This is a genomic window from Paenibacillus xylanilyticus, from assembly GCF_009664365.1.
In the GTDB taxonomy this organism is placed as follows: domain Bacteria; phylum Bacillota; class Bacilli; order Paenibacillales; family Paenibacillaceae; genus Paenibacillus; species Paenibacillus xylanilyticus_A.
Genome location: NZ_CP044310.1, coordinates 4,604,580 through 4,625,803, shown reverse-complemented (window position 1 = coordinate 4,625,803; position 21,224 = coordinate 4,604,580). Strand labels below are relative to the sequence as shown.

At 48.5% G+C, this 21,224-nt stretch carries 17 protein-coding genes; all 17 read left to right on the top strand.

Annotated features, from left to right (window positions below):
• The first annotated feature begins 16 nt into the window (after window positions 1-16).
• The 17 genes from F4V51_RS20580 to ftsZ all read left to right on the top strand — a co-directional run bounded on the left by F4V51_RS20580 (window position 17) and on the right by ftsZ (window position 21,193).
• Window positions 17-1,282: an adenosylhomocysteinase gene (locus F4V51_RS20580; RefSeq protein ID WP_095289956.1), complete on the top strand. Its 1,266-nt coding sequence runs from the start codon at window positions 17-19 to the stop codon at window positions 1,280-1,282.
• Window positions 1,283-1,555: 273 nt separating this feature from the next.
• Entirely contained in the window at window positions 1,556-1,993 is a 438-nt protein-coding gene (gene mraZ, locus F4V51_RS20575) for a division/cell wall cluster transcriptional repressor MraZ (protein WP_017687291.1), read from the top strand.
• A 19-nt stretch (window positions 1,994-2,012) separates the two neighbouring features.
• Window positions 2,013-2,963, top strand: a complete 951-nt coding sequence (gene rsmH, locus F4V51_RS20570; protein ID WP_095289960.1) for a 16S rRNA (cytosine(1402)-N(4))-methyltransferase RsmH — start codon at window positions 2,013-2,015, stop codon at window positions 2,961-2,963.
• Window positions 2,964-2,990: 27 nt separating this feature from the next.
• Entirely contained in the window at window positions 2,991-3,419 is a 429-nt protein-coding gene (locus F4V51_RS20565) for a hypothetical protein (RefSeq protein ID WP_153979426.1), read from the top strand.
• A gap of 12 nt (window positions 3,420-3,431) precedes the next feature.
• The gene (locus F4V51_RS20560; protein WP_153979425.1) at window positions 3,432-5,744 is read left to right on the top strand and encodes a penicillin-binding transpeptidase domain-containing protein; all 2,313 of its coding nucleotides are present in this window, start codon (window positions 3,432-3,434) and stop codon (window positions 5,742-5,744) included.
• A gap of 94 nt (window positions 5,745-5,838) precedes the next feature.
• On the top strand, window positions 5,839-7,803 hold the full coding sequence (locus tag F4V51_RS20555) for a stage V sporulation protein D (RefSeq protein ID WP_153979424.1): 1,965 nt from the start codon (window positions 5,839-5,841) through the stop codon (window positions 7,801-7,803).
• Between the two features lie 123 nt (window positions 7,804-7,926).
• Window positions 7,927-9,414, top strand: a complete 1,488-nt coding sequence (locus tag F4V51_RS20550) for a UDP-N-acetylmuramoyl-L-alanyl-D-glutamate--2,6-diaminopimelate ligase (protein WP_153979423.1) — start codon at window positions 7,927-7,929, stop codon at window positions 9,412-9,414.
• Window positions 9,414-10,820 carry a UDP-N-acetylmuramoyl-tripeptide--D-alanyl-D-alanine ligase gene (locus F4V51_RS20545; RefSeq protein ID WP_153980793.1) on the top strand — a complete coding sequence of 469 codons (1,407 nt, stop codon included), beginning with the start codon at window positions 9,414-9,416 and terminating at the stop codon, window positions 10,818-10,820. The genes F4V51_RS20550 and F4V51_RS20545 overlap by 1 nt, the downstream gene beginning before the upstream one ends.
• A gap of 21 nt (window positions 10,821-10,841) precedes the next feature.
• Entirely contained in the window at window positions 10,842-11,810 is a 969-nt protein-coding gene (gene mraY / locus F4V51_RS20540) for a phospho-N-acetylmuramoyl-pentapeptide-transferase (RefSeq protein ID WP_095289967.1), read from the top strand.
• A gap of 3 nt (window positions 11,811-11,813) precedes the next feature.
• A complete protein-coding gene (gene murD / locus F4V51_RS20535) occupies window positions 11,814-13,235 on the top strand; it encodes a UDP-N-acetylmuramoyl-L-alanine--D-glutamate ligase (protein ID WP_153979422.1) in 1,422 nt (473 codons plus the stop codon).
• A 48-nt stretch (window positions 13,236-13,283) separates the two neighbouring features.
• Window positions 13,284-14,381: a stage V sporulation protein E gene (gene spoVE, locus F4V51_RS20530; protein ID WP_095359456.1), complete on the top strand. Its 1,098-nt coding sequence runs from the start codon at window positions 13,284-13,286 to the stop codon at window positions 14,379-14,381.
• A gap of 7 nt (window positions 14,382-14,388) precedes the next feature.
• The gene (murG, locus tag F4V51_RS20525; RefSeq protein WP_153979421.1) at window positions 14,389-15,498 is read left to right on the top strand and encodes an undecaprenyldiphospho-muramoylpentapeptide beta-N-acetylglucosaminyltransferase; all 1,110 of its coding nucleotides are present in this window, start codon (window positions 14,389-14,391) and stop codon (window positions 15,496-15,498) included.
• A gap of 120 nt (window positions 15,499-15,618) precedes the next feature.
• Window positions 15,619-15,933: a hypothetical protein gene (locus F4V51_RS20520; protein ID WP_153979420.1), complete on the top strand. Its 315-nt coding sequence runs from the start codon at window positions 15,619-15,621 to the stop codon at window positions 15,931-15,933.
• 305 nt (window positions 15,934-16,238) lie between these two features.
• Complete coding sequence (murA, locus tag F4V51_RS20515) at window positions 16,239-17,522, top strand: UDP-N-acetylglucosamine 1-carboxyvinyltransferase (protein WP_095359454.1); 1,284 nt, start codon at window positions 16,239-16,241, stop codon at window positions 17,520-17,522.
• Window positions 17,523-17,588: 66 nt separating this feature from the next.
• Window positions 17,589-18,356, top strand: a complete 768-nt coding sequence (locus F4V51_RS20510; RefSeq protein ID WP_153979419.1) for a cell division protein FtsQ/DivIB — start codon at window positions 17,589-17,591, stop codon at window positions 18,354-18,356.
• Between the two features lie 295 nt (window positions 18,357-18,651).
• Window positions 18,652-19,932 (top strand): cell division protein FtsA, encoded by a 1,281-nt coding sequence (ftsA, locus tag F4V51_RS20505; protein WP_127537786.1) that lies wholly within the window; start codon window positions 18,652-18,654, stop codon window positions 19,930-19,932.
• A gap of 148 nt (window positions 19,933-20,080) precedes the next feature.
• Window positions 20,081-21,193 (top strand): cell division protein FtsZ, encoded by a 1,113-nt coding sequence (ftsZ, locus tag F4V51_RS20500; RefSeq protein WP_153979418.1) that lies wholly within the window; start codon window positions 20,081-20,083, stop codon window positions 21,191-21,193.
• The last annotated feature ends 31 nt before the right edge of the window (window positions 21,194-21,224 follow it).

Here is a 21,224-nt window from a genome sequence, read left to right as displayed (position 1 = left end):
AACGAGGAGGATGGGCATGACTACACCTGCACTGCAAAACAGTATTGTTAAAGATATGGGACTTGCTTCAGAAGGACACTTGAAAATTGACTGGGTTGAAGCACATATGCCTGTATTGAACCGCATTCGTCGCCAATTTGAGCAGGATCTTCCCTTCAAAGGACTAAAGGTTGCCATTTGTCTTCACCTTGAAGCCAAAACAGCTTACCTGGCAAAAGTCATTCAGGCTGGCGGCGCAGAAGTGACTATTACACACAGTAACCCGCTGTCAACTCAAGATGATGTATGTGCGGCTCTTGTAGAAGATGGTGTTACCGTGTATGCCAAATACAATCCGGGGCCAGAAGAGTTCAAGCAGCTCCAGCTTCGTGCATTGGAAGTTAAACCCGACCTGATTATTGATGACGGCGGCGACTTTGCAACCATTATCGCTTCCGAACGTCCTGACCTTGCGGCAACGATTCGTGGAGGCGCAGAGGAAACGACAACAGGTATTATCCGTCTGAAAGCTTTGGCGAAAGAAGGACAACTGCAGTTCCCGATGGTTGCGGTTAATGACGCTTATTGCAAATACCTGTTCGACAACCGTTATGGCACAGGCCAATCAGCCTTTGATGGCATTATCCGTACAACCAACCTGGTGGTAGCTGGGAAAAATGTTGTTGTAGCAGGATACGGCTGGTGTGGTAAAGGTGTCGCGATGCGTGCCAAAGGTCTGGGCGCCAATGTCATTGTAACTGAAATTGATCCAATCAAAGCGGTTGAAGCGCATATGGACGGTTTCCGTGTCATGACGATGGTGGAAGCAGCCAAATTGGGCGATTTCTTCATCGCTGTTACTGGCAACAAAGACGTGATCACAGGTGAACATTATGACGTGATGAAAGATGGAGCAATTTTGAGCAATGCAGGGCATTTCGATGTGGAAGTGAATAAACCTGAGCTTGCCAAACGTTCAGAGTCCATCCGCACTGTGCGTCGCAATATTGAAGAGTATCGTTTCAAAGATGGACGTAAAATGTACCTTCTTGCAGAAGGACGTCTCGTGAATCTGGGTGCAGCGGATGGCCACCCTGCTGAGATTATGGATACGACGTTTGCATTGCAGGCTTTGGGCTTGCGTTACGTTAGTGAGAATTACGCTGCATTGGGTAAAACCGTTGTTAACGTACCTTATGAAATTGACCAGCAAGTTGCCAGCTACAAACTGGAGAGCCTGAATATCTCTATTGATTCATTGTCAGCTGAACAAGAAAAATATCTGGACAGCTGGAAGTTTTAGGGGAACCCAATAATTACAAGCTGATGAACTGATTCAAAGGGTTTAAAATAGTGTATTGATGATATGGCTCATTAGCGATTGCAAGTAGAATAACCGGTACCGGGGAAACGCCTTTGATCCTGAGCAAGAGGATCAAAGGCGTTTTTCTTATGAAGCAAATTGAAAAAAATCAAGCAAGCAAGAAGGGTTTTGATTTTTTAGTGCGAATCTATTATGCTTAGGTGGTGGAAAGTGGGGCAAAGTGGGAGAAACGGGTGAGGAGTGAGTGGGCCAATGTTTATGGGGGAGTTCCAACATAGCATTGATGACAAGGGTCGGGTTATTATTCCGGCCAAATTCCGCGAATCTCTGGGGCCGTCTTTCGTTGTCACACGGGGTTTGGACCAGTGTCTTTTCGTGTACCCTATGGAGGAGTGGGGGGTCATGGAACAGAAGCTCAAAGCACTGCCTTTGATGAAGTCGGATGCACGTGCGTTTACCCGCTTTTTTTTCTCGGGTGCTACCGAATGTGAATTGGACAAACAGGGTAGGGTAAATTTACCGGGCAATTTACGGGAATATGCCAAGTTGGACAAGGATTGTGTTGTTCTTGGCGTGTCGAACCGGGTGGAGATCTGGAGCAAAGGCATATGGGAGAGTTATTTCAATCAATCCGAGGAAGCATTCAACGACATTGCCGAAAAGCTGGTCGATTTTAATTTTGATCTATAAAAGTCAGGAGGGGTGCAGGTTGTTTCACCACATAACCGTACTCAAAGAAGAGGCAACAGAGGGATTAAACATCAAGCAGGACGGTATATACGTGGACTGCACTTTAGGTGGAGGAGGACATAGTTCCGTCATTGCTTCCAAGCTCGGTCCAGGGGGAAGGCTTATCGCACTGGATCAGGATGATTGGGCATTGGATAATGCACGCGAGAAGCTTGCTTCGTATGGAGATCGCATCACGCTGGTGAAGACGAATTTCCGTGATCTGGAGCAGGTTCTGAAAGAACTGGATGTCCCAATGAAGGACGGCGTGCCGCAGGTGGATGGCATTTTGTACGATTTGGGTGTGTCATCACCTCAATTCGATGAAGGAGAGCGTGGATTTAGTTACAATCACGATGCTCCGCTGGACATGAGGATGGATCAGGATGCATTTCTGACAGCCAAAGAGATTGTCAACGAATGGCCTGAAGAGGAGATTGCCCGAATTTTATATCGTTATGGTGAAGAAAAGTTTTCAAGAAGAATTGCCCGCGTCATTGTGGAAAAACGAAGCCAGGCTGTTATCGAGACCACAGGAGAGCTAGTGGAATTGATTAAGGAAGGCATCCCGGCTGCTGCTCGCCGTACAGGTGGACATCCAGCGAAGCGCAGTTTTCAGGCTTTGCGGATTGCAGTGAATGATGAGCTGGGTGCGTTTGAGGAAGCATTGCATCAGGCGGTTCGGTGTCTTGCACCAGGTGGACGTGTATCTGTTATTACCTTTCACTCGCTTGAGGATCGGATTTGCAAGCAAATATTCAGCAGTTATCTGGAGAAGTGTACGTGCCCGCCTGACTTTCCGTTATGCGTGTGCGGCGGTAAAGGTGTACTGCGTTTAGTCAACAGAAAACCGCTGATTCCGACGGATACGGAACTGGCCGAGAACTCCCGTGCACGTTCAGCTAAACTGCGCGTAGCCGAGAAACTGTAAACCAAGAGCGAAGGAGAGAGTCTTTGTATGGCATATACACGTGGTAACCTTGCAGTGAAAGAAAAAGCAACCCAAGAACGTGTGACGCAGCAGCGGTACAAGGAAACCACCAAAGTGGTGACTCGTCGTACGGGTCTTCCTGCACGAGAGAAATTCTTGTATCTGATGACATTGATCGTCTGTATCGTTATCGGTGGTGCACTGATGTGGCGCTATGCTCATATTTATGATCTGAACAAGCAGGCTCAATCAACGTTGTCCGAGACAAGAGAAGCGGAGAGAACCATTGCTGACCTGCAGGTTGAAAAGGAAAGACTGAACAATTTGGTTATTGAAAATGCACGCAAACTTGGCTATGTAGAAGCGTCCGGCAAAGACGTTATTATCGTGCCTCGTTCAACAGGTGTAACGAGCTCACAGGATACAGAGTCGTCTTCGGATACAGCAAGTAAGTAAAGAGGTGTACCGATGGTAAAAAGAATAAAGATGCGCACGCTGCTTATAGGGGGATGTATTACCCTCTTTTTTCTTGTACTGATAACCCGAATCTTTTTTATTCAAGTTGTAAACGGCAGTACCTGGCAAGGATATGCCTCCGAGCTGGTGGAACGTGAGCAGACGATTAAGGCAAGCCGGGGGTCTATTACGGATCGGAACGGCAACATTCTGGCAACGGATGCGCCAGCGTATACGGTGTCGGTCAATCCCGAGATGATCCATGAACTTGGGATTGAAGATGTCGTTACGACCAAGCTCGCAGCAATACTTGGCAAGAATGAAAGTGAAATGCGTGCTTTGGTGACAGCTAAGAAGAAAGATGGTAGTTTTTATCAACAACGTGAGGTTCGTAGTGAGGGGTACAAAATCAGCCCGGAATTGGCAGCGAAAGTAACTGCGCTGAGGGAAGAACTGAAGGAAGAGTACAAGGCTCAGAACGCCATCGTAATGGCACAGGAATCGAAGCGGTTTTACCCCGAAGAGACGCTTGCATCGCATCTTCTGGGTTACATGAGTCGTGATGGTAAAGCTGTAAACGGGCTTGAAGTTTCGTATGATGAAGAACTGACGGGCACTGATGGTTACCTGAACTACCAAAAGGATGCCAAAGGCATCAAGCTTCCAGATTCTCAGGATAACTATCTTCCACCTCAAAACGGAAATAACCTGAAGCTGACGATTGATGATACTATTCAATTTTACATTGAAGATGCCATTAAGGAAGCAGTTGCTCAGTATAATCCGCTCAGTATGACCGTCATTGCAGCGGATCCAAACACAATGGAAATCTTGGGCATGGCGAACTGGCCGAATTTTAATCCCAATACGTACTGGGAAACCCCGGATCAAAAAGATTTCATCAATCATGCGACACAGTCCATCTACGAACCAGGCTCGACATTTAAGATTGTTACACTGGCGGGTGCTGTAGAAGAGAAGCTGTTTGATCCCAACGCAACGTTTGAGTCCAAACGGATCAACATTGGGGGATTTTCGATTAGTGATAATGGCCACGCTTATGGTACGATTTCCTATCTCGAAGGCGTCAAACGTTCAAGTAACGTTGCCTTTGTTAATCTCGGTTACAACATGCTTGGCGGCGAACGTCTGCGTCATTACATAGACGAATTCGGATTCGGCCAAAAGACGGGCATTGATCTGCCGAGCGAGTCCGCTTCACCAATCAAACCGTTGGTGTACAAATCTGAAATTGCAACGGCTGCATATGGTCATGGTCTCGTACAGGTAACCCCAATCCAGCAGGTGGCAGCTATCTCGGCCATTGCCAATGGTGGGAAACTGATGGTTCCACATCTGGTGAAGGAAATCATCAATCCAAATGACGGAACAACTGAAGTGACCAAGCCAAAAGAGGTTCGTCAGGTCATCTCCAAGGAATCTGCGAAACTGGTCAGTGGCTATTTGGAACAGGTTGTAGCAGACCAGCAGATCGGTACTGGGCGCAATGCCTATATCGAAGGATACCGGGTTGCTGGTAAAACGGGAACAGCAAGAAAATGGGTGAACGGGGAATATAGTAAAACGAAAGACGTCGTTTCGTTTATCGGATTTGCCCCTGTTAACAATCCCAAAATTGCGATGCTGGTCGTCATTGACCAACCGAGTGGAACCAACATTGGTGGTGGTGCTGCAGCAGCTCCAGTATTCAAAAAAATTGTCAGTCAAACCCTGCAATACATGGGTGTTCCGAAAGATACGACAAAGACCACGGACAAAAAGGCAGCTACTATCGTTCAGACGAAGACTCCTGACTTGACTGGGAAAACAGCCAAACAGGCTAGAAGCCAGCTTCTGAATGCAGGAATTGCTTACGAGACCCTAGGGAAGGGCGAGAGTGTTATTCGCCAGTACCCTGCTGCAGGTGAATTAATGAACCCAGGTCAGCGAATCTACCTGCTTACGGAAGACAGCAGCAGTATGAAAGTGCCTGATCTGACAGGGGAATCACTTCGTGATGCCATGGAAGTTCTTTCACTCATGAAAGTAGGAGTGATTGTCAAGGGTGAGGGTTATGTCGTGAGTCAAAAGGAGCAGGTCTCCGGGGAACAGCGGACCATACAGCTCACATTGCAGACTGCCAAGGCCGCAGTAACCGGAATAGCGGATGAAGATCCTGAGTCTTCGGATGCTGCTTTGGAGGAAGAGGGGACAGCAGAAGAGTCCAGCAAGACAGAAGAAACGGGAAACTCGGATGGAACAGAGGCTCCAGCCAATGAGACGGACTCGTCTTCTGGTGCCGCGATTGATCCGGTCCTCCCATAGCCATTGAATTTATAGCTTGTTCTAACCCCCGGTTGTCCCGAATATTCATGAATGAACGAGGTCATGATTTTGGGACGAGTGGGGGGATCTTTTCGTGAAGGGTTCAAGTGTAAATCTACGGCGCAGGCTGTTATGGAGTTTGCTCATTTTGGTATTGTTATTTTCGGCCCTGGTGATCAGGCTTGCTTATGTACAACTCGGGAAAGGCCCGGAATTGTCTGCGAAAGCAGAGGAGTCCTGGCGGCGTAACATTCCATACTCAGCCAAACGGGGAGAGATCCTGGATCGCAACGGTACCTCTCTGGCCTATAATGTAACTACACCGACGATTATGGCAATTCCGGCTCAAGTGAAGGAAGCGGAGACTACAGCGAAGGCACTAGCCCCTTTACTTGGAATGACTGAAGAGAAAGTGCTGGCAACCATCAAGAAAAGAGAACTGATTGTACGACTACAACCCGGCGGCCGCAAAATTACGATGGAGAAAGCTCAGCGCATTCGTGATTTGAAGCTTCCGGGTATCGTTGTTGCAGAGGATAATAAACGATTCTATCCTTATGATGATCTGGCTGCTCACATTCTTGGTTTTACGGGGATTGATAACCAAGGATTGACCGGGGTCGAAAAAAGGTATGATGAGAAGTTGACCGGTCTAAATGGCAGTGTGTCCTACTTGTCCGATGCGGCCGGAAGGCTTATGCCGGGCTCATCTGAGAAGTATGTGGAACCAAGAGATGGTCTTAACCTGGAGCTGACGATCGACAAATCGATCCAATCCATTATGGAAAGGGAACTGGATCAGGCCATGGTCAAATTCCAGGCGAACTCCGCTCTGGCGATCGCCATGAACCCGAAGACGGGTGAAGTCCTCGGCATGGCCAGCAGACCAGGGTATGAACCAGCGGATTACCAGCAGTATCCGTCTGAAATCTATAACCGGAATTTACCGATATGGATGACATACGAACCGGGTTCAACGTTTAAAATCATTACTTTGGCGGCAGCACTGGAAGAGAAGAAGGTGAATCTTCAGCAGGATCAATTTTTTGATCCAGGATATGTTGAGGTTGGTGGTGCCCGGCTGCGCTGCTGGAAAAAAGGCGGACATGGGAGTCAAACCTTCCTGCAAGTCGTGGAAAACTCGTGCAATCCCGGGTTCGTGGCTCTAGGTCAAAAGCTGGGTAAAGAGTCCTTGTTTTCTTACATCAAAGACTTTGGATTCGGAACCAAAACAGGTATTGATCTTAGCGGTGAGGCGAGTGGTATTTTGTTCAAGCTGTCCCGAGTGGGTCCTGTGGAGCTTGCGACAACAGCCTTTGGGCAAGGCGTTTCCGTTACACCCATTCAGCAAGTGGCGGCCGTATCGGCTGCCATCAATGGAGGCAAGCTCTACAAACCTTATGTAACCAAAGCATGGGTTCATCCTGAAACGGGTGAAGTGATGGAAGAAGTCAAGCCTGAACTTGTACGACAGGTCATTTCGGAAGACACATCCAAGCAGGTTCGTGAGGCTTTGGAAAGTGTTGTTGCAAAAGGCACAGGAAGACCGGCCTTCATCGACGGCTATCGAGTAGGCGGCAAAACAGGTACAGCCCAAAAGGTAATTAACGGACGTTATTCCTCTACCGAGCATATTGTATCCTTTATTGGCTTTGCTCCGGCAGATGATCCACAGATCGTAGTATACACGGCTGTCGATAATCCAAAAGGGATTCAGTTCGGAGGTGTCGTTGCAGCTCCGATTGTACAAAATATTCTTGAAGACTCGCTGCACTATATGAATGTTCCTGTGCGCAAGGATCAGGTCGCGAAAGAATACAAGTATGGCGAAACCAAAATTGTTACGGTTCCCGATCTCACAGGTGCAACGGTAGAAGATCTGTATGAAGATCTCAACATGAACTTTATGCTGGCGAAGTCCGGCAGTGGTAAGTACGTAATTAACCAGGCTCCGAAGCCAGGAGCAAGGGTGGAGCAGGGCTCTACCATACGAATCTATATGAGTGATGTGCTGAAAGAAACACACGATCATACAGGGGAAGCAGGACAGGAGCCTTAACCGGCTCCAGGTCCTAGCGCAACAAAATTCAAAAAGTTGCGTTTCATTAAATGGTCATATGGACGATATTAATAAAAGAAATGCCTTGAGCAGAAGTAAACTTGGAGAAGTGAGGTTATTCATGTGCTTTTAAAACAATTTGCATCGAAGCTGACAACTGCCCGCCTGATTGGCGAGCCTAATACAGAATGCCAAAACTTACAGACAGATTCCCGCCAGGTTCAACCGGGAGATCTGTTTATCTGTCTTCCGGGACATACGGTAGATGGACATGATTATGCGGAAAAAGCTGTGAATGCCGGAGCGGTAGCATTGGTCGTGGAACGACAACTGGAACTACCTGTACCGCAGCTGCTGGTCAAAGACAGTCGATTTGCAATGGCAGTCCTTGCAGACTCTTTCTTTGACTCACCAAGCCATAAGATGAATATGATTGGTGTAACGGGAACGAACGGCAAGACAACCACCACCTATCTGATTGAAAAGATCATGAGTGATCATGGACAGAAGACAGGTTTGATTGGTACCATTCAAATGCGTTACGACGGTCGGACCTATCCAATGTCGGGAACTACACCAGAAGCACTCGATCTGCAGCGCAGTCTGTATGATATGGTTCAAGCGGGTACGGACTGCTGTGTAATGGAGGTCTCATCACATGCGCTGGAGCAGGGACGTGTAAAAGGAACCAATTTCCGTACTGCGGTATTTACCAACTTGACTCAAGATCATTTGGACTATCATAATTCCATGGAAGAGTACCGCGCAGCAAAAGGCCTGTTCTTTGCAAGACTTGGCAACGAGTTTGCAGAGGGTGCTTCCCGTCGCAAATTTGCGGTCATTAACGCTGACGATCCATCAGCCAATTATTTCAAATCCGTGACTGCAGCTGAAGTCATTACATATGGCATGGAAGATAATGCTGATGTACGGGCATCCAACATCTCGATTACATCGCAGGGCACGTCTTTCCATGTGGATACATTCGCAGGCAGTACAGACATTAACTTGCGTATGGTAGGGAAATTCAACGTATACAACGCCATGGCAGCTATCTCTGCTGCACTTGTTGAAGGAGTACCCTTGGAAGAGATTAAACGCAGTCTTGAGACAGTTCCTGGTGTGGATGGCCGTGTTGAAGCCGTAGACGAAGGTCAGTCATTTGCTGTTATTGTGGACTACGCTCATACACCGGACGGCTTGGAAAACGTACTGCGAACGGTAAAAGAGTTTGCCGAAGGTCGAGTCATTTGTGTATTCGGATGTGGTGGAGACCGGGATCGGACCAAACGTCCATTAATGGGTAAAATTGCAGCGAAGTATAGTGACATCGTATTTGTAACTTCTGACAATCCACGCACGGAGGATCCGGATCTGATTCTCAAGGATATTGAAGTAGGTCTGGTAGAAGAAGGCGTACCATCTGATCGTTATCTCATGGTCGTAGATCGTCGTCAGGCAATACATGAAGCTATTGAAATGGCAAGCCCAGCCGATGTAGTATTGATTGCGGGCAAGGGTCATGAGACCTATCAAATTATCGGAACAACCAAAACGGATTTCGATGATCGGATCATAGCCAAAGAGGCGATAAGGGGCAAATCCAATTGATAAAAAGAACATTAGCGCAATTGGCCGAAATGTGCGGAGGAACACTAAACGACTACACTGCTTACGGTGACATCCGCGTTGAAGGTGTATTTACGGATTCACGCAAGCCAGTAGAAGGCAGTTTGTTCATCCCGCTTGTCGGCGAGAGGTTTGACGGACACGAATTTGTGCAAGCCTGTTTAGAAAAGGGAGCCGCAGGGGCGTTATGGCAGAATGACCATGGTGTTCCCCCGCAGGGAGGAGCAGTCATCGTTGTTGAAGATACACTGGCTGCCCTGCAGGGGCTTGCATCTGCTTATTTGGCCGAGAGCCAAACTGCCGTGGTGGGCATTACCGGCAGCAATGGCAAAACAACAACCAAGGACATTGTGGATGCCATTCTATCTACCAAATTCAAGGTGCATAAGACGCAGGGAAACTTCAACAATCATATCGGACTCCCGCTTACGGTGCTAAGCATGGAACAAGATACCGAGATTGTGATTCTGGAAATGGGCATGAGCGGCCGCAGAGAAATCGAGGCATTGTCTTTGATTGCTCAGCCGGATATCGCCATCATTACGAATATTGGTGAATCCCATCTGCTGCAGCTTGGCTCCAGGCTGGAGATTGCCAGAGCAAAGGCTGAAATTGCTGCAGGCATGAAACCAGGCGGCCTGTTGATTTATAACGGAGACGAGCCGTTGATTAAGCAGGTTCTGGCTGAAACGGAAACGAAGCAGCCCGAGGGAATGAAACGATTTACATTTGGACTTCAGACAGACAATGATGATTACCCGACAGGACTCATGAATGCGCAGAACGGTGTTGTTTTCACGACAAAACAGTTGGGGGAACAAGCACTTACGCTTCCTCTGCTTGGTACACACAATGTCGTTAACTGTCTGGCTGCACTTGCAGTTGCACGTCACTTTGGTGTAACAGCCGAACAGATTGCCTCCGGGTTATCCAGCTTGAAACTGACGGGTATGCGCATAGAGGTTATTCAAGGAGTCAGCGGACTAACGATGCTTAATGATGCCTACAATGCAAGTCCAACGTCGATGAAGGCAGCTATTGATGTGTTGGATGGACTCAAAGGTTATCGTGCTCGAGTAGCCGTACTTGGAGACATGTTGGAGCTTGGACCTCAGGAAGAGGAGCTTCACCGTGGCATCGGAGAGTATATTACGCCAGGGAAAATGGACATGGTGCTAACCTATGGACCGTTATCGGTGAATATAGCTGAGGGTGCGAAGCTGCACATGCCGGCAGAAGCCGTACATGCATTTGAGAATAAGGAAGAGATGACCCGTTACCTCCTGGAAAAATTGCATCCCAGAGACGTCGTTTTGTTCAAGGCCTCCCGGGGCATGAAGCTGGAGGACGTGGTTGAATCACTAAAAATAGCATCATTACAGAATTGAGTAGACTAGAGGGGTGAACCCATGGATTTTCAGGTATTACTGTTAACAATCGGCGTTTCATTTATTTTGGCGGTGATTGCCGCACCGCTATTGATTCCATTACTTCGCCGAATGAAATTCGGACAGCAGGTTCGGGAAGACGGGCCGCAGAGCCATCTGAAAAAGAGCGGGACGCCGACGATGGGCGGGGTTGTAATCCTGCTTGCATTTACATTAGCCTTTTTGAAGTTTTCAGCAGTCAAAAATACGGATTTCTACGTCCTGCTCGTGGCTACGCTCGGTTTTGGCCTGATCGGCTTCCTGGATGACTATATCAAGATTGTATTCAAACGTTCTCTGGGACTGACCGCCAGACAAAAAATGCTGGGACAGCTGTTTTTCAGCGCCGTGATGTGTTTCTTGCTCATTCAGAATGGGCACAGCACAGCAATCTCGATCCCTGGAACATCCGTCTCCTTCGACTGGACGGGGTGGTTCTATTATCCGTTTGTCGTGTTCATGATGCTCGCGATCACCAATGCCGTTAACTTTACGGATGGTCTGGATGGTCTGCTGTCTGGTATCAGCGCTATTGCATTTGGGGCGTTTGCCATTGTAGCGATGCAGGCGACGTCTATGCCGGCAGCGGTATGTGCAGCAGCCATGATTGGCGCTGTGCTTGGTTTTCTTGTATATAATGCGCATCCGGCCAAAGTGTTTATGGGAGACACAGGCTCACTAGGTATTGGTGGTGCCATTGGTGCCGTTGCCATTGTTACGAAGACGGAGCTTCTTTTTGTAATCATTGGTGGTGTGTTCGTCATCGAGATTCTATCCGTTATTATTCAAGTGGTATCGTTCAAGACCCGGGGCAAGCGTGTATTCAAAATGAGTCCTATTCACCACCACTTTGAATTAAGCGGATGGTCAGAATGGCGGGTTGTTATTACTTTTTGGGCAGTTGGTGCTATTTTGGCTGCGCTCGGACTTTATCTCAACAAGGGGTTGTAAATCATGAACCATCCTGAATCATATCGCGGTCAACAGGTTGTTGTGCTCGGACTGGCAAAGAGTGGCGTGCAAGTTGCCAAGGTGCTGGACCGTGCGGGAGCGAAAGTCACAGTGAATGATAAAAAAGAGAGGGAACAGTGTCCCGAAGCATCCGAATTGGAGGCTTTGGGAATTTCTGTTGTATGCGGGGGCCATCCCGATGATCTGATTCATGAGGGTGTGAAGCTTGTGGTTAAAAACCCGGGCATCCCTTATCAGGCGCCACCAGTACAGCAGGCTCTTTCCCTCGGAATTGAGGTTGTTACGGAAGTGGAAGTGGCTTACCACCTTTGTGCAGCACCGATGATCGGGATTACAGGTTCCAACGGGAAAACAACGACAACCACATGGGTTGGCAACATGCTGGAGCATGCAGGCTTGAACCCGATTGTGGCTGGCAATATCGGTACACCGCTCAGCGAGGCGGCAGAACAAGCTACGGCCGATAACTGGATGGTCGTTGAACTCAGCAGTTTCCAGCTTAAGGGGACTGTGCATTTCCGTCCACGGATTGCGAGTCTGCTTAACGTTACAGAAACGCATCTGGATTATCATGGGGATATGGATGACTATGTCGCATCCAAAGCTAAAATTTTTGCCAATCAGCTTCCCGATGATGTAGCGGTACTGAACTGGGATGATCCTGTATGCCGGGAGTTGGTTCCTTATATTAAAAGCAGGCTGCTTCCGTTCTCCATGACTGAGAAGCTGGAAGCAGGCGTATACGCAGATCCTCCTTACGTGGATGGAGAAGAGGACGATGTGAAACGCCAGGTGGTATATGCCGACGGTCAAGGAAACCATCACATCGTTATAGACGTTGAAAACATTGGAATACCAGGACAATTCAATGTTGGGAATGCGCTGGCTGCGGTAGCTATTGCAGTAGCGGCAGGAGCCGATCCGGCTGTGCTTGAGGTACCCCTGTCCGAATTCAAAGGGGTTGAGCACCGATTGGAATATGTGCTGGAGCACAATGGTGCCAAGTACTATAACAATTCCAAGGCTACCAATTCGAAGGCAACCGTGATGGCATTGAATTCCTTCAAGGATCCGGTCGTGCTGATCGCTGGAGGACTGGATCGGGGTTCAGACATGATGGAGCTGCTCCCCTTGTTCCAGGAACGGGTAAAAGCGGTTGTGGCTCTCGGCGAAACACGGGAGAAAATCGCCAAGGTCGCGGAACTTGCGGGATTAAAGCAAATTAAGGTCGTCGATAATGAGGAGGATGCTGCCCAGACGTTAACCGCTGCAGTACAGGAAGCGTCGCAGTTTGCAGCGCCTGGTGATATCGTTTTGCTCTCACCGGCGTGTGCAAGTTGGGACATGTTTGCTTCTTATGAGGAGCGGGGACGCATTTTTAAAGAGGCGGCGCATAACTTGTAAGTAGGGGGGTGGAAAAGCCCCTACTTCCATGCAAGGGGTGGCCTCCTGATGAAACAGACGCGACCGGCGCCGGATATCTGGCTCCTGATTTGTATTGTGGCATTGCTTGCCATCGGCATTATTATGGTCTATAGTGCGGGCTCGGTGCTTGCTTTTCATGACTATGGGGATTCATTTTATTTTGTCAAAAGACAGTTGTTATTTGCGGGACTCGGACTGGCTGCCATGTTTGTCACAGCCAATGTGGATTACCGGGTCTGGCGGAAATATGCTAAACCGATATTGATCGCCTGTTTTATTATGCTGATTGCGGTGTTAATTCCCGGGATCGGTGTGGTCCGCGGGGGAGCACGAAGCTGGCTCGGCATTGGATCGTTTGGCATTCAGCCCTCTGAATTCATGAAGCTGGGCATGATTTTGTTTTTGGCTCACTGGCTGAGCAAGGAACCGGGGAAAATTAAAACATTCACAACCGGATTGTTGCCCCCGCTTGGATTGATAGGTCTCGCCTTCGGCATTATTATGCTGCAGCCCGATTTGGGGACAGGCACCGTCATGATGGGTGCATCCATGCTGATTATTTTTACGGCAGGCGCAAGAATGAAACATTTGCTGCTGCTTGCTCTTGGCGGAGCCATGGGATTTGCCGCGTTGATTGCAGCTGCTCCTTACCGACTAAAACGAATAACGGCTTTTCTCGACCCATGGTCTGATCCGCTGGGTGCCGGCTATCAAATCATCCAATCGTTATACGCTATCGGACCGGGTGGCCTGGCAGGTCTGGGTCTTGGGATGAGCCGGCAAAAATACAGTTATGTGCCCGAACCGCAAACGGATTTCATTTTTTCTATATTGGCTGAAGAGCTCGGGTTTATTGGCGGACTCATTGTACTTCTATTGTTCCTGGTGCTGGTCTGGAGAGGTATGCGAGTAGCGATGACAGTACCGGATGCTTTTGGCAGTTTGCTGGGGGTAGGCATTATTGGCATGGTGGCTGTACAAGTCATTATCAATATCGGCGTAGTCATCGGGCTCATGCCCGTTACCGGAATAACCCTACCGCTGATCAGTTATGGCGGATCATCTCTGACCTTGATGCTGACAGCACTAGGGATACTGTTAAACTTATCACGTTATGCGAGGTGACTATGCGATGCGAGTCGTACTAAGCGGCGGCGGTACCGGTGGACATATCTATCCGGCCGTTGCCATAGCAAGACAATGTGAGGCGGAGAATCCCGACTCGACATTTTTATATATTGGAGGAACCCGTGGACTGGAGAGCAAGTTAGTGCCACAGGAGAACATTCCTTTTCAATCCATTGATATTACAGGGTTTCGACGGAAGTTGTCCGTGGACAATCTGAAGACCGTTATGCGCTTTATTCAGGGCGTCCGAAAATCGAAGAAAATGCTGAAGGAATTCAAACCTGATGTGGTGATCGGAACTGGCGGCTATGTATGTGGACCTGTGGTTTATGCGGCTGCCAAACTGGGGATTCCAAGTGTCATTCATGAACAAAATGCAATCCCTGGCTTAACCAACAAGTTCCTTACTCGTTATGTGGATACCGTTGCAGTTAGCTTCGAAGGCTCCGAGAAGGCTTTCTCGGGAGCCAAAAGAGTAGTGTACACGGGTAATCCGAGGGCGACCACGGTTGCCAAGGCCAGCCGTGATCGAGGCTTTGCCACACTGGGCGTGCCAATGGACAGCCGGGTTGTGCTGGTTGTTGGCGGCAGCCGCGGAGCAAAGGCCATCAATAAAGCGATGGTGGACATGGCTCCCATGCTGGAGAAGCTGGAGGATGTGCACGTCGTTTATGTTACGGGTGAATCCTATTTTGACGAGACACGGGAAGCGATACGAAGTTCACTTGGAACAATGCCTAATCATCTGCATGTGCTTCCTTACGTGCATAATATGCCGGAAGTTCTCGCCTGCACCTCTTTGATTGTAAATCGAGCAGGAGCGTCATTCCTCGCCGAAATTACATCGCTTGGCATTCCGTCCATTCTGATACCGTCACCTAACGTGACAAACAATCATCAGGAAGCAAATGCGCGTACACTGGAAGGGGGCGGAGCTTCTGTCACGATGCTGGAGAAGGATCTTTCGGGAAAAGCGTTATATGAGGCCATTGCCCGCATCATGAATGATGAAGCTGCCCGCAAACGCATGGCCGCAGCGTCTCGGGAACTTGGCAAGCCGGATGCAGCCGAGGTGCTGGTGAAGGAAATTCAAAGGCTTGCTGTACGCAGGTAAAGAGTGTTCTGGGCGATTGTCACACACAAGGCAGGACTGACATAAGATACCGTATAAATTGTGACAATCGTTCCATGGCGCCGCATCACGGTTTTGTCGTTTAGCAGGAGGATGACCTCTATGGATGTTGAGCAGCATGATTTATGCGTAACGGCAGAAGCATTCCATGCTATCCAAGATGATTGTGTAAGTGCCAAAGAAGTGGGCCCTGCTGGCAGAAGTTGTGTACATTCAACGCTGGTGCTTATGGATCGGATGTGTCACGTATATTTCAATCCGCTGAGATTGTGCTGGAGACAGGCGAAAGGGTACGTTACAGCAAGGAGGACAGGGAATTTGCGCATTGCTGCTCTGTACTACATTAACGGAGAAGTGTTGTGCCAAAAGCTGTATATCCAGCTTGGCATAATGAGCGCAAAATCATTTCGGAAGTGATGGGGCTTGTCAAAAATTATAGACGTTTTGCCACTTCATAAGCGTACGCAGGCAGCGTATTCCGAAATCCGCCCAGTGCCCAAGCGGCCCCAGCTGTTTCAAACAGCAGAGCCAAAGGGTAAACACGGGAGGCCTACAGGTATCCATCTTGCATGCCAATTTGACTGTCAGTCCAGTCAAGCTACAGCAGAGGACGTTATCACCCTTATGCAGCAAATTCACAGCAACTATATCATCTCAAAACGGTATAACCTGGTACCGGAAGTCTTTCCAGTGGGTGAGCGGTAAACCCCGGAGGTGATACATTGGACAAATTGGTGATTGAAGGCGGGAAACCCCTCTCAGGATCCATACGCATCCATGGAGCAAAAAATGCCGCTTTACCAATCATGGCTGCAAGTTTGTTGGCAGATGGAGAAGTCACGCTGCACAACGTTCCACACTTGCTGGACATTGAAGTAATGCTGTATATCCTGGAACGGCTTGGATGCACGTGTCGGCATGAACAGGGAACAGTGACGATTGATACATCGTCTATCCGGTCATATGATGTACCAGAGGATCTGATGAAACAGATGCGCTCTTCCATTTTCTTGATGGGGCCATTGCTGGCTAAGTTTGGGCAAGTATCCGTATACCAGCCAGGTGGTTGTGCCATCGGAGAACGCAAGATTGATCTTCACCTCCGGGGCCTGGAAGCGCTCGGAGCATCAATTGAAGAGCTTGATCAACAGATTATCTGTCGAGGCCGTAAGCTGGTGGGCACGGATATTCATCTGGACTTCCCAAGTGTGGGTGCCACGGAAAATATCATGATGGCAGCCGTTACAGCTGAGGGCACAACGACGATATTCAATGCAGCCAGAGAACCTGAGATTCAGGACTTGCAGCATTTTCTCAACGCGATGGGTGCAAGTATAATCGGAGCCGGCACCGACACAATTACGATTAACGGTGTGGAGAAACTGAAGCCTTGTTCCTACGAGATCATACCTGATCGGATTGTGGCCGGCACCGTCATGATTGCAGCAGCAGCGACAAGAGGCAATGTTACCCTGACACACTGCAACCCGGCACACCTTACTTCCCTTATACATGTGTTGAAGCGCACTGGTGTTCAAATCACGGTCTGCAATGATATAATGACGGTGAGCTGTATGAGCCGTCCCAAATCCGTGGATCGCATTGTAACATCACCGTACCCTTCGTTTCCGACTGACCTGCAGTCGCAAATCATGGTCTTGCTCAGTTTGGCTGATGGGTTCAGTGTTATGAAGGAGACGGTATTTGAGGGGCGCTTCAAGCACGTGGATGAACTTAACGTCATGGGTGCAGATATTTCGGTTGATCTGAATGCAGCCTTTATCCGAGGAGTCCCGCGTTTGTACGGAGCTACAGTCGAAGCAACCGACCTGCGTGCAGGCGCAGCTCTGGTTATTGCTGGCCTTGCTGCCCAGGGGAAAACGGTTGTTGAGCAAGTGCATCATATTGACAGAGGGTACGACCGCATCGAAAAGTTGTTCCAGAGCCTTGGAGCTTCGGTTGAGCGACAGTCCCCCGTTTCAAAACAGCTGGATTTTGCCAATTAACGTCCTTTGAGTCCCCTTCTTCAGAATGCTGTGGGAGGGGACCGAAGGCTTTGTGGAGCGCGACCTATGCCTAAAAGTCAAATTCCGGTTCTGAAGAAGAATCGGCCTAAAGGAAACACAAGCCGTAAAATTGTTCTTATTCTGTTACTTCTTTTTATTGTATTGCTTGCCGTGCTGTTCTTCCGCTCTTCCATGAGCCGGATTTCGAGTATTGAGATTACGGGTAATGTATACACGACAACTTCCGAACTGCTGGAGAAAAGTGGTTTGAAGGAAGGCGATCAGTTCTTTGGGACAAGCTCCGCTGAGGTCATCGAGCGTTTGAAGACATTCAAAGCGGTAGCGAATGTGACAGTGGATAAGCAGTTTCCGGGGATCGTTCATATCAAGGTTCAGGAGTATCCAACCGTTGCTTACGAACTGGGTGCGGATGGTACACTCCAGGCTATCCTGGCCAGTGGGACAAGCTTGAATGTTCCGGCCAATATCGGAGTTGCTGTGGAGAAGCCTATTCTGACACAGTGGAAAGCAGACGATCCGCTCAAAGAACAATTGAGTGAGACACTTGCCAAAATCCCAAACGAATTGACAACGGATATTTCGGAGATTATTCCTAATCCTACGCCTTCGTTCCCGGATCAGATCCGTTTGTATACCAAATCACAATTTGAAGTGATTACCACGATCTCCAAGCTGCCAGATAAGGTGGAGTACCTGAATCAGGTTATTGAGACGGAACGGCCAGGGAAAATCACGATGCTTGAGGCAGACACGTACGTGCCTTTTATCGCGGATGACCCTGAAGATGGTGAAGAGCCAGGTGCAACGCCCTGATCCTCTTGCCAATCACGTATGACAGTTAATGAAAAGTCCAAGCAGGGTCGGGGTTTGACCCTGTTTCATCCGTGAAAGTTGTTCTTTCTGAGACGGAGAAAAAATGATACACTTGAACTTATGGCACATAAGTTGTCTCCTTCTTTTTTCTTCAAGGTTTTATGTCTCGCAACCAGATCTTGGCACCCAAAAAAATTGTAGAAAAAAGAGGGAAAGCCTAACGTGTGTTGAATATGTTTTAAGAGTGTTTAAACCCGAACGTATTTTACTATTGGAGTCAGGAGGTGCCACAGACTTGAGCAACAATGACATCATTGTTAGTTTGGACATCGGTACATCCAAAATTCGCGCTATTATTGGGGAAATTAATAATGGAACCTTTAATATTATTGGAGTTGGATCTGCCGACTCGGAGGGAATTCGCAAAGGTGTAATCGTAGATATCGATCAGACGGTGCAGTCAATCCGCAATGCAGTGGATCATGCTGAACGTATGGTAGGTATTCAAATATCCGAAGTATATGTTGGAATCTCAGGAAATCATATCGGACTGATGAGCAGTCACGGCGTCGTGGCAGTGTCTAACGAGGATCGTGAAATCGGAGAAGAAGACATGGAACGGGTGTTGAAAGCAGCCGAGGTGATTGCGGTTCCGCCGGAACGGGAAATTATTGATGTTGTCGCCAAGCAGTACGTTGTAGACGGCTTGGAGGGCATACAGGATCCCCGGGGTATGATTGGAGTTCGACTGGAAGTTGAGGCAACAATCATAACGGGTGCAAAAACCGCGATACATAATCTTTTGCGCTGCGTGGAAAAAGCGGGTCTGAAGGTAAGCGATCTGGTGCTCATGTCACTTGGAGCAGGCCAGCTTGCTTTATCTAAGGACGAAAAAACGATGGGATCTGTTCTTGTTGATATTGGAGCAGGTGCAACAACCATCGCTGTCTTTGAAGAAGACAGTCTTGTTGCAACGTCAACCCTGCCGATCGGTGGAGAATTTGTTACCAACGATATTGCGTATGGATTGCGTACCTTAACAGATCAAGCCGAAAAGGTGAAGCTGAAATATGGCTGCGCATGGCTTGATGATGCTGCGGCTGACGTCATGTTCAAAGTCACGCGAATCGGCAGCAATGTGGACAAGGAATTCTCGCAGGAGGACCTTGCTGCGATTATCGAACCGCGTGTTCAGGAAATATTCCAGATGATTTCCCAAGAAGTGAAGCGCCTTGGTTACACGGAGCTTCCCGGAGGTTATATACTAACGGGAGGAACCGTCTCGATGCCAGGGGTTCTGCAAGTAGCTCAGCATGAGCTTGCTGCATCGGTACGAATTGCGGTTCCGGATTACATCGGTGTTCGCGACCCGGGCTACACAAGCGGTGTCGGCATTTTGCACAGTGTAATTCGCAGTTTGCGCATTCGTCCATCGGTAAGCAGCGGCGGTGGCAGCAACAATAATAATAACAACAAGAAACCGACCAACCGTGTTAAGCCGAGTGCGTCTCCGGAATCGGAGCAAAAACCGGGTTTGTTCGAACGGCTGAAAAATATGTTCAGCGAATTTATATAACAGGTTGAATCTATTTCATACTTCTAGAAGCCGTCTGAATGCGCTGGTATTAATATATACGCCTTCGTTCGTCGATATATGAAATTGATTCGGTTCAATCAAAAATTGGACGGGCCATCCATGCACATTGAGGGGGAGATGGAATAATATGTTGGAATTTGATTTCGAGATGGAGAGCTTGGCTCAAATAAAAGTCATCGGTGTAGGCGGCGGCGGAAGCAATGCAGTCAACCGTATGATCGAAAATGGTGTACAAGGTGTAGAATTTATAACGGTGAACACGGATGCTCAAGCATTGCATCTGGCGAAATCCGAACATAAATTGCAAATCGGTGATAAACTGACCCGTGGTCTTGGTGCAGGTGCCAACCCGGATGTAGGTAAAAAAGCAGCCGAAGAATCCCGCGACTTGATTATGAACACATTGAAAGGTGCGGACATGGTATTTGTAACTGCCGGTATGGGCGGTGGTACAGGTACAGGTGCAGCTCCAGTCATCGCAGAGATTGCCAAAGAGTGCGGTGCGCTTACCGTAGGTGTGGTTACACGTCCATTCACCTTCGAAGGACGCAAACGTTCCAGCCATGCAGAGCAAGGGATTGAAGCTCTCAAGGAAAAAGTGGATACGCTGATTGTCATTCCGAACGACCGCTTGCTTGAAATCGTTGATAAAAAGACGCCGATGCTTGAAGCGTTCCGCCAAGCAGATAACGTACTGCGTCAAGCGGTACAAGGTATCTCGGATTTGATCGCTGTACCGGGTCTGATCAACCTTGACTTTGCAGACGTAAAAACCATTATGACTGAACGCGGATCTGCTTTGATGGGAATCGGAGAAGCAACAGGTGAAAATCGTGCGGCTGAGGCTGCTCGCAAAGCGATTATGAGCCCATTGCTGGAAACATCCATCGAAGGTGCTCGCGGGGTTATCATGAACATCACAGGTGGCATCAACCTGTCACTTTATGAAGTGAATGAAGCAGCCGAGATTGTTACATCTGCATCCGATCCGGAAGTGAACATGATCTTCGGTGCCATCATTGATGAAAATTTGAAAGAAGAGATCAAGGTTACGGTTATTGCTACTGGTTTTGAAGACAAGCCTGTCTCACCACCACCAGGACGCAAACCGACACCAGCGAGTGAGCCTGCTGAGAATCGCTCGCCTAATCTTCGCCCGTTCGGAAACCAGCCGAGCAGTGATCAGCTGGATATTCCGACATTTTTGCGCAATCGCTCACGCAATAACAATAACGATTAAGCAGCACTCCTATTTAATTTCAAACCCGGTT

What these genes read in the sequence shown, in the direction of transcription:
- mraZ (WP_017687291.1), top strand. Translation starts at nt 1,556, where the DNA reads ATGTTTATGGGGGAGTTCCAACATAGCATTGATGACAAGGGTCGGGTT.
- F4V51_RS20565 (WP_153979426.1), top strand. Translation starts at nt 2,991, where the DNA reads ATGGCATATACACGTGGTAACCTTGCAGTGAAAGAAAAAGCAACCCAA.
- F4V51_RS20560 (WP_153979425.1), top strand. Translation starts at nt 3,432, where the DNA reads ATGGTAAAAAGAATAAAGATGCGCACGCTGCTTATAGGGGGATGTATT.
- F4V51_RS20580 (WP_095289956.1), top strand. Translation starts at nt 17, where the DNA reads ATGACTACACCTGCACTGCAAAACAGTATTGTTAAAGATATGGGACTT.
- murD (WP_153979422.1), top strand. Translation starts at nt 11,814, where the DNA reads ATGAACCATCCTGAATCATATCGCGGTCAACAGGTTGTTGTGCTCGGA.
- spoVE (WP_095359456.1), top strand. Translation starts at nt 13,284, where the DNA reads ATGAAACAGACGCGACCGGCGCCGGATATCTGGCTCCTGATTTGTATT.
- F4V51_RS20510 (WP_153979419.1), top strand. Translation starts at nt 17,589, where the DNA reads ATGCCTAAAAGTCAAATTCCGGTTCTGAAGAAGAATCGGCCTAAAGGA.
- ftsZ (WP_153979418.1), top strand. Translation starts at nt 20,081, where the DNA reads ATGTTGGAATTTGATTTCGAGATGGAGAGCTTGGCTCAAATAAAAGTC.
- mraY (WP_095289967.1), top strand. Translation starts at nt 10,842, where the DNA reads ATGGATTTTCAGGTATTACTGTTAACAATCGGCGTTTCATTTATTTTG.
- F4V51_RS20520 (WP_153979420.1), top strand. Translation starts at nt 15,619, where the DNA reads ATGGATGTTGAGCAGCATGATTTATGCGTAACGGCAGAAGCATTCCAT.
- murG (WP_153979421.1), top strand. Translation starts at nt 14,389, where the DNA reads ATGCGAGTCGTACTAAGCGGCGGCGGTACCGGTGGACATATCTATCCG.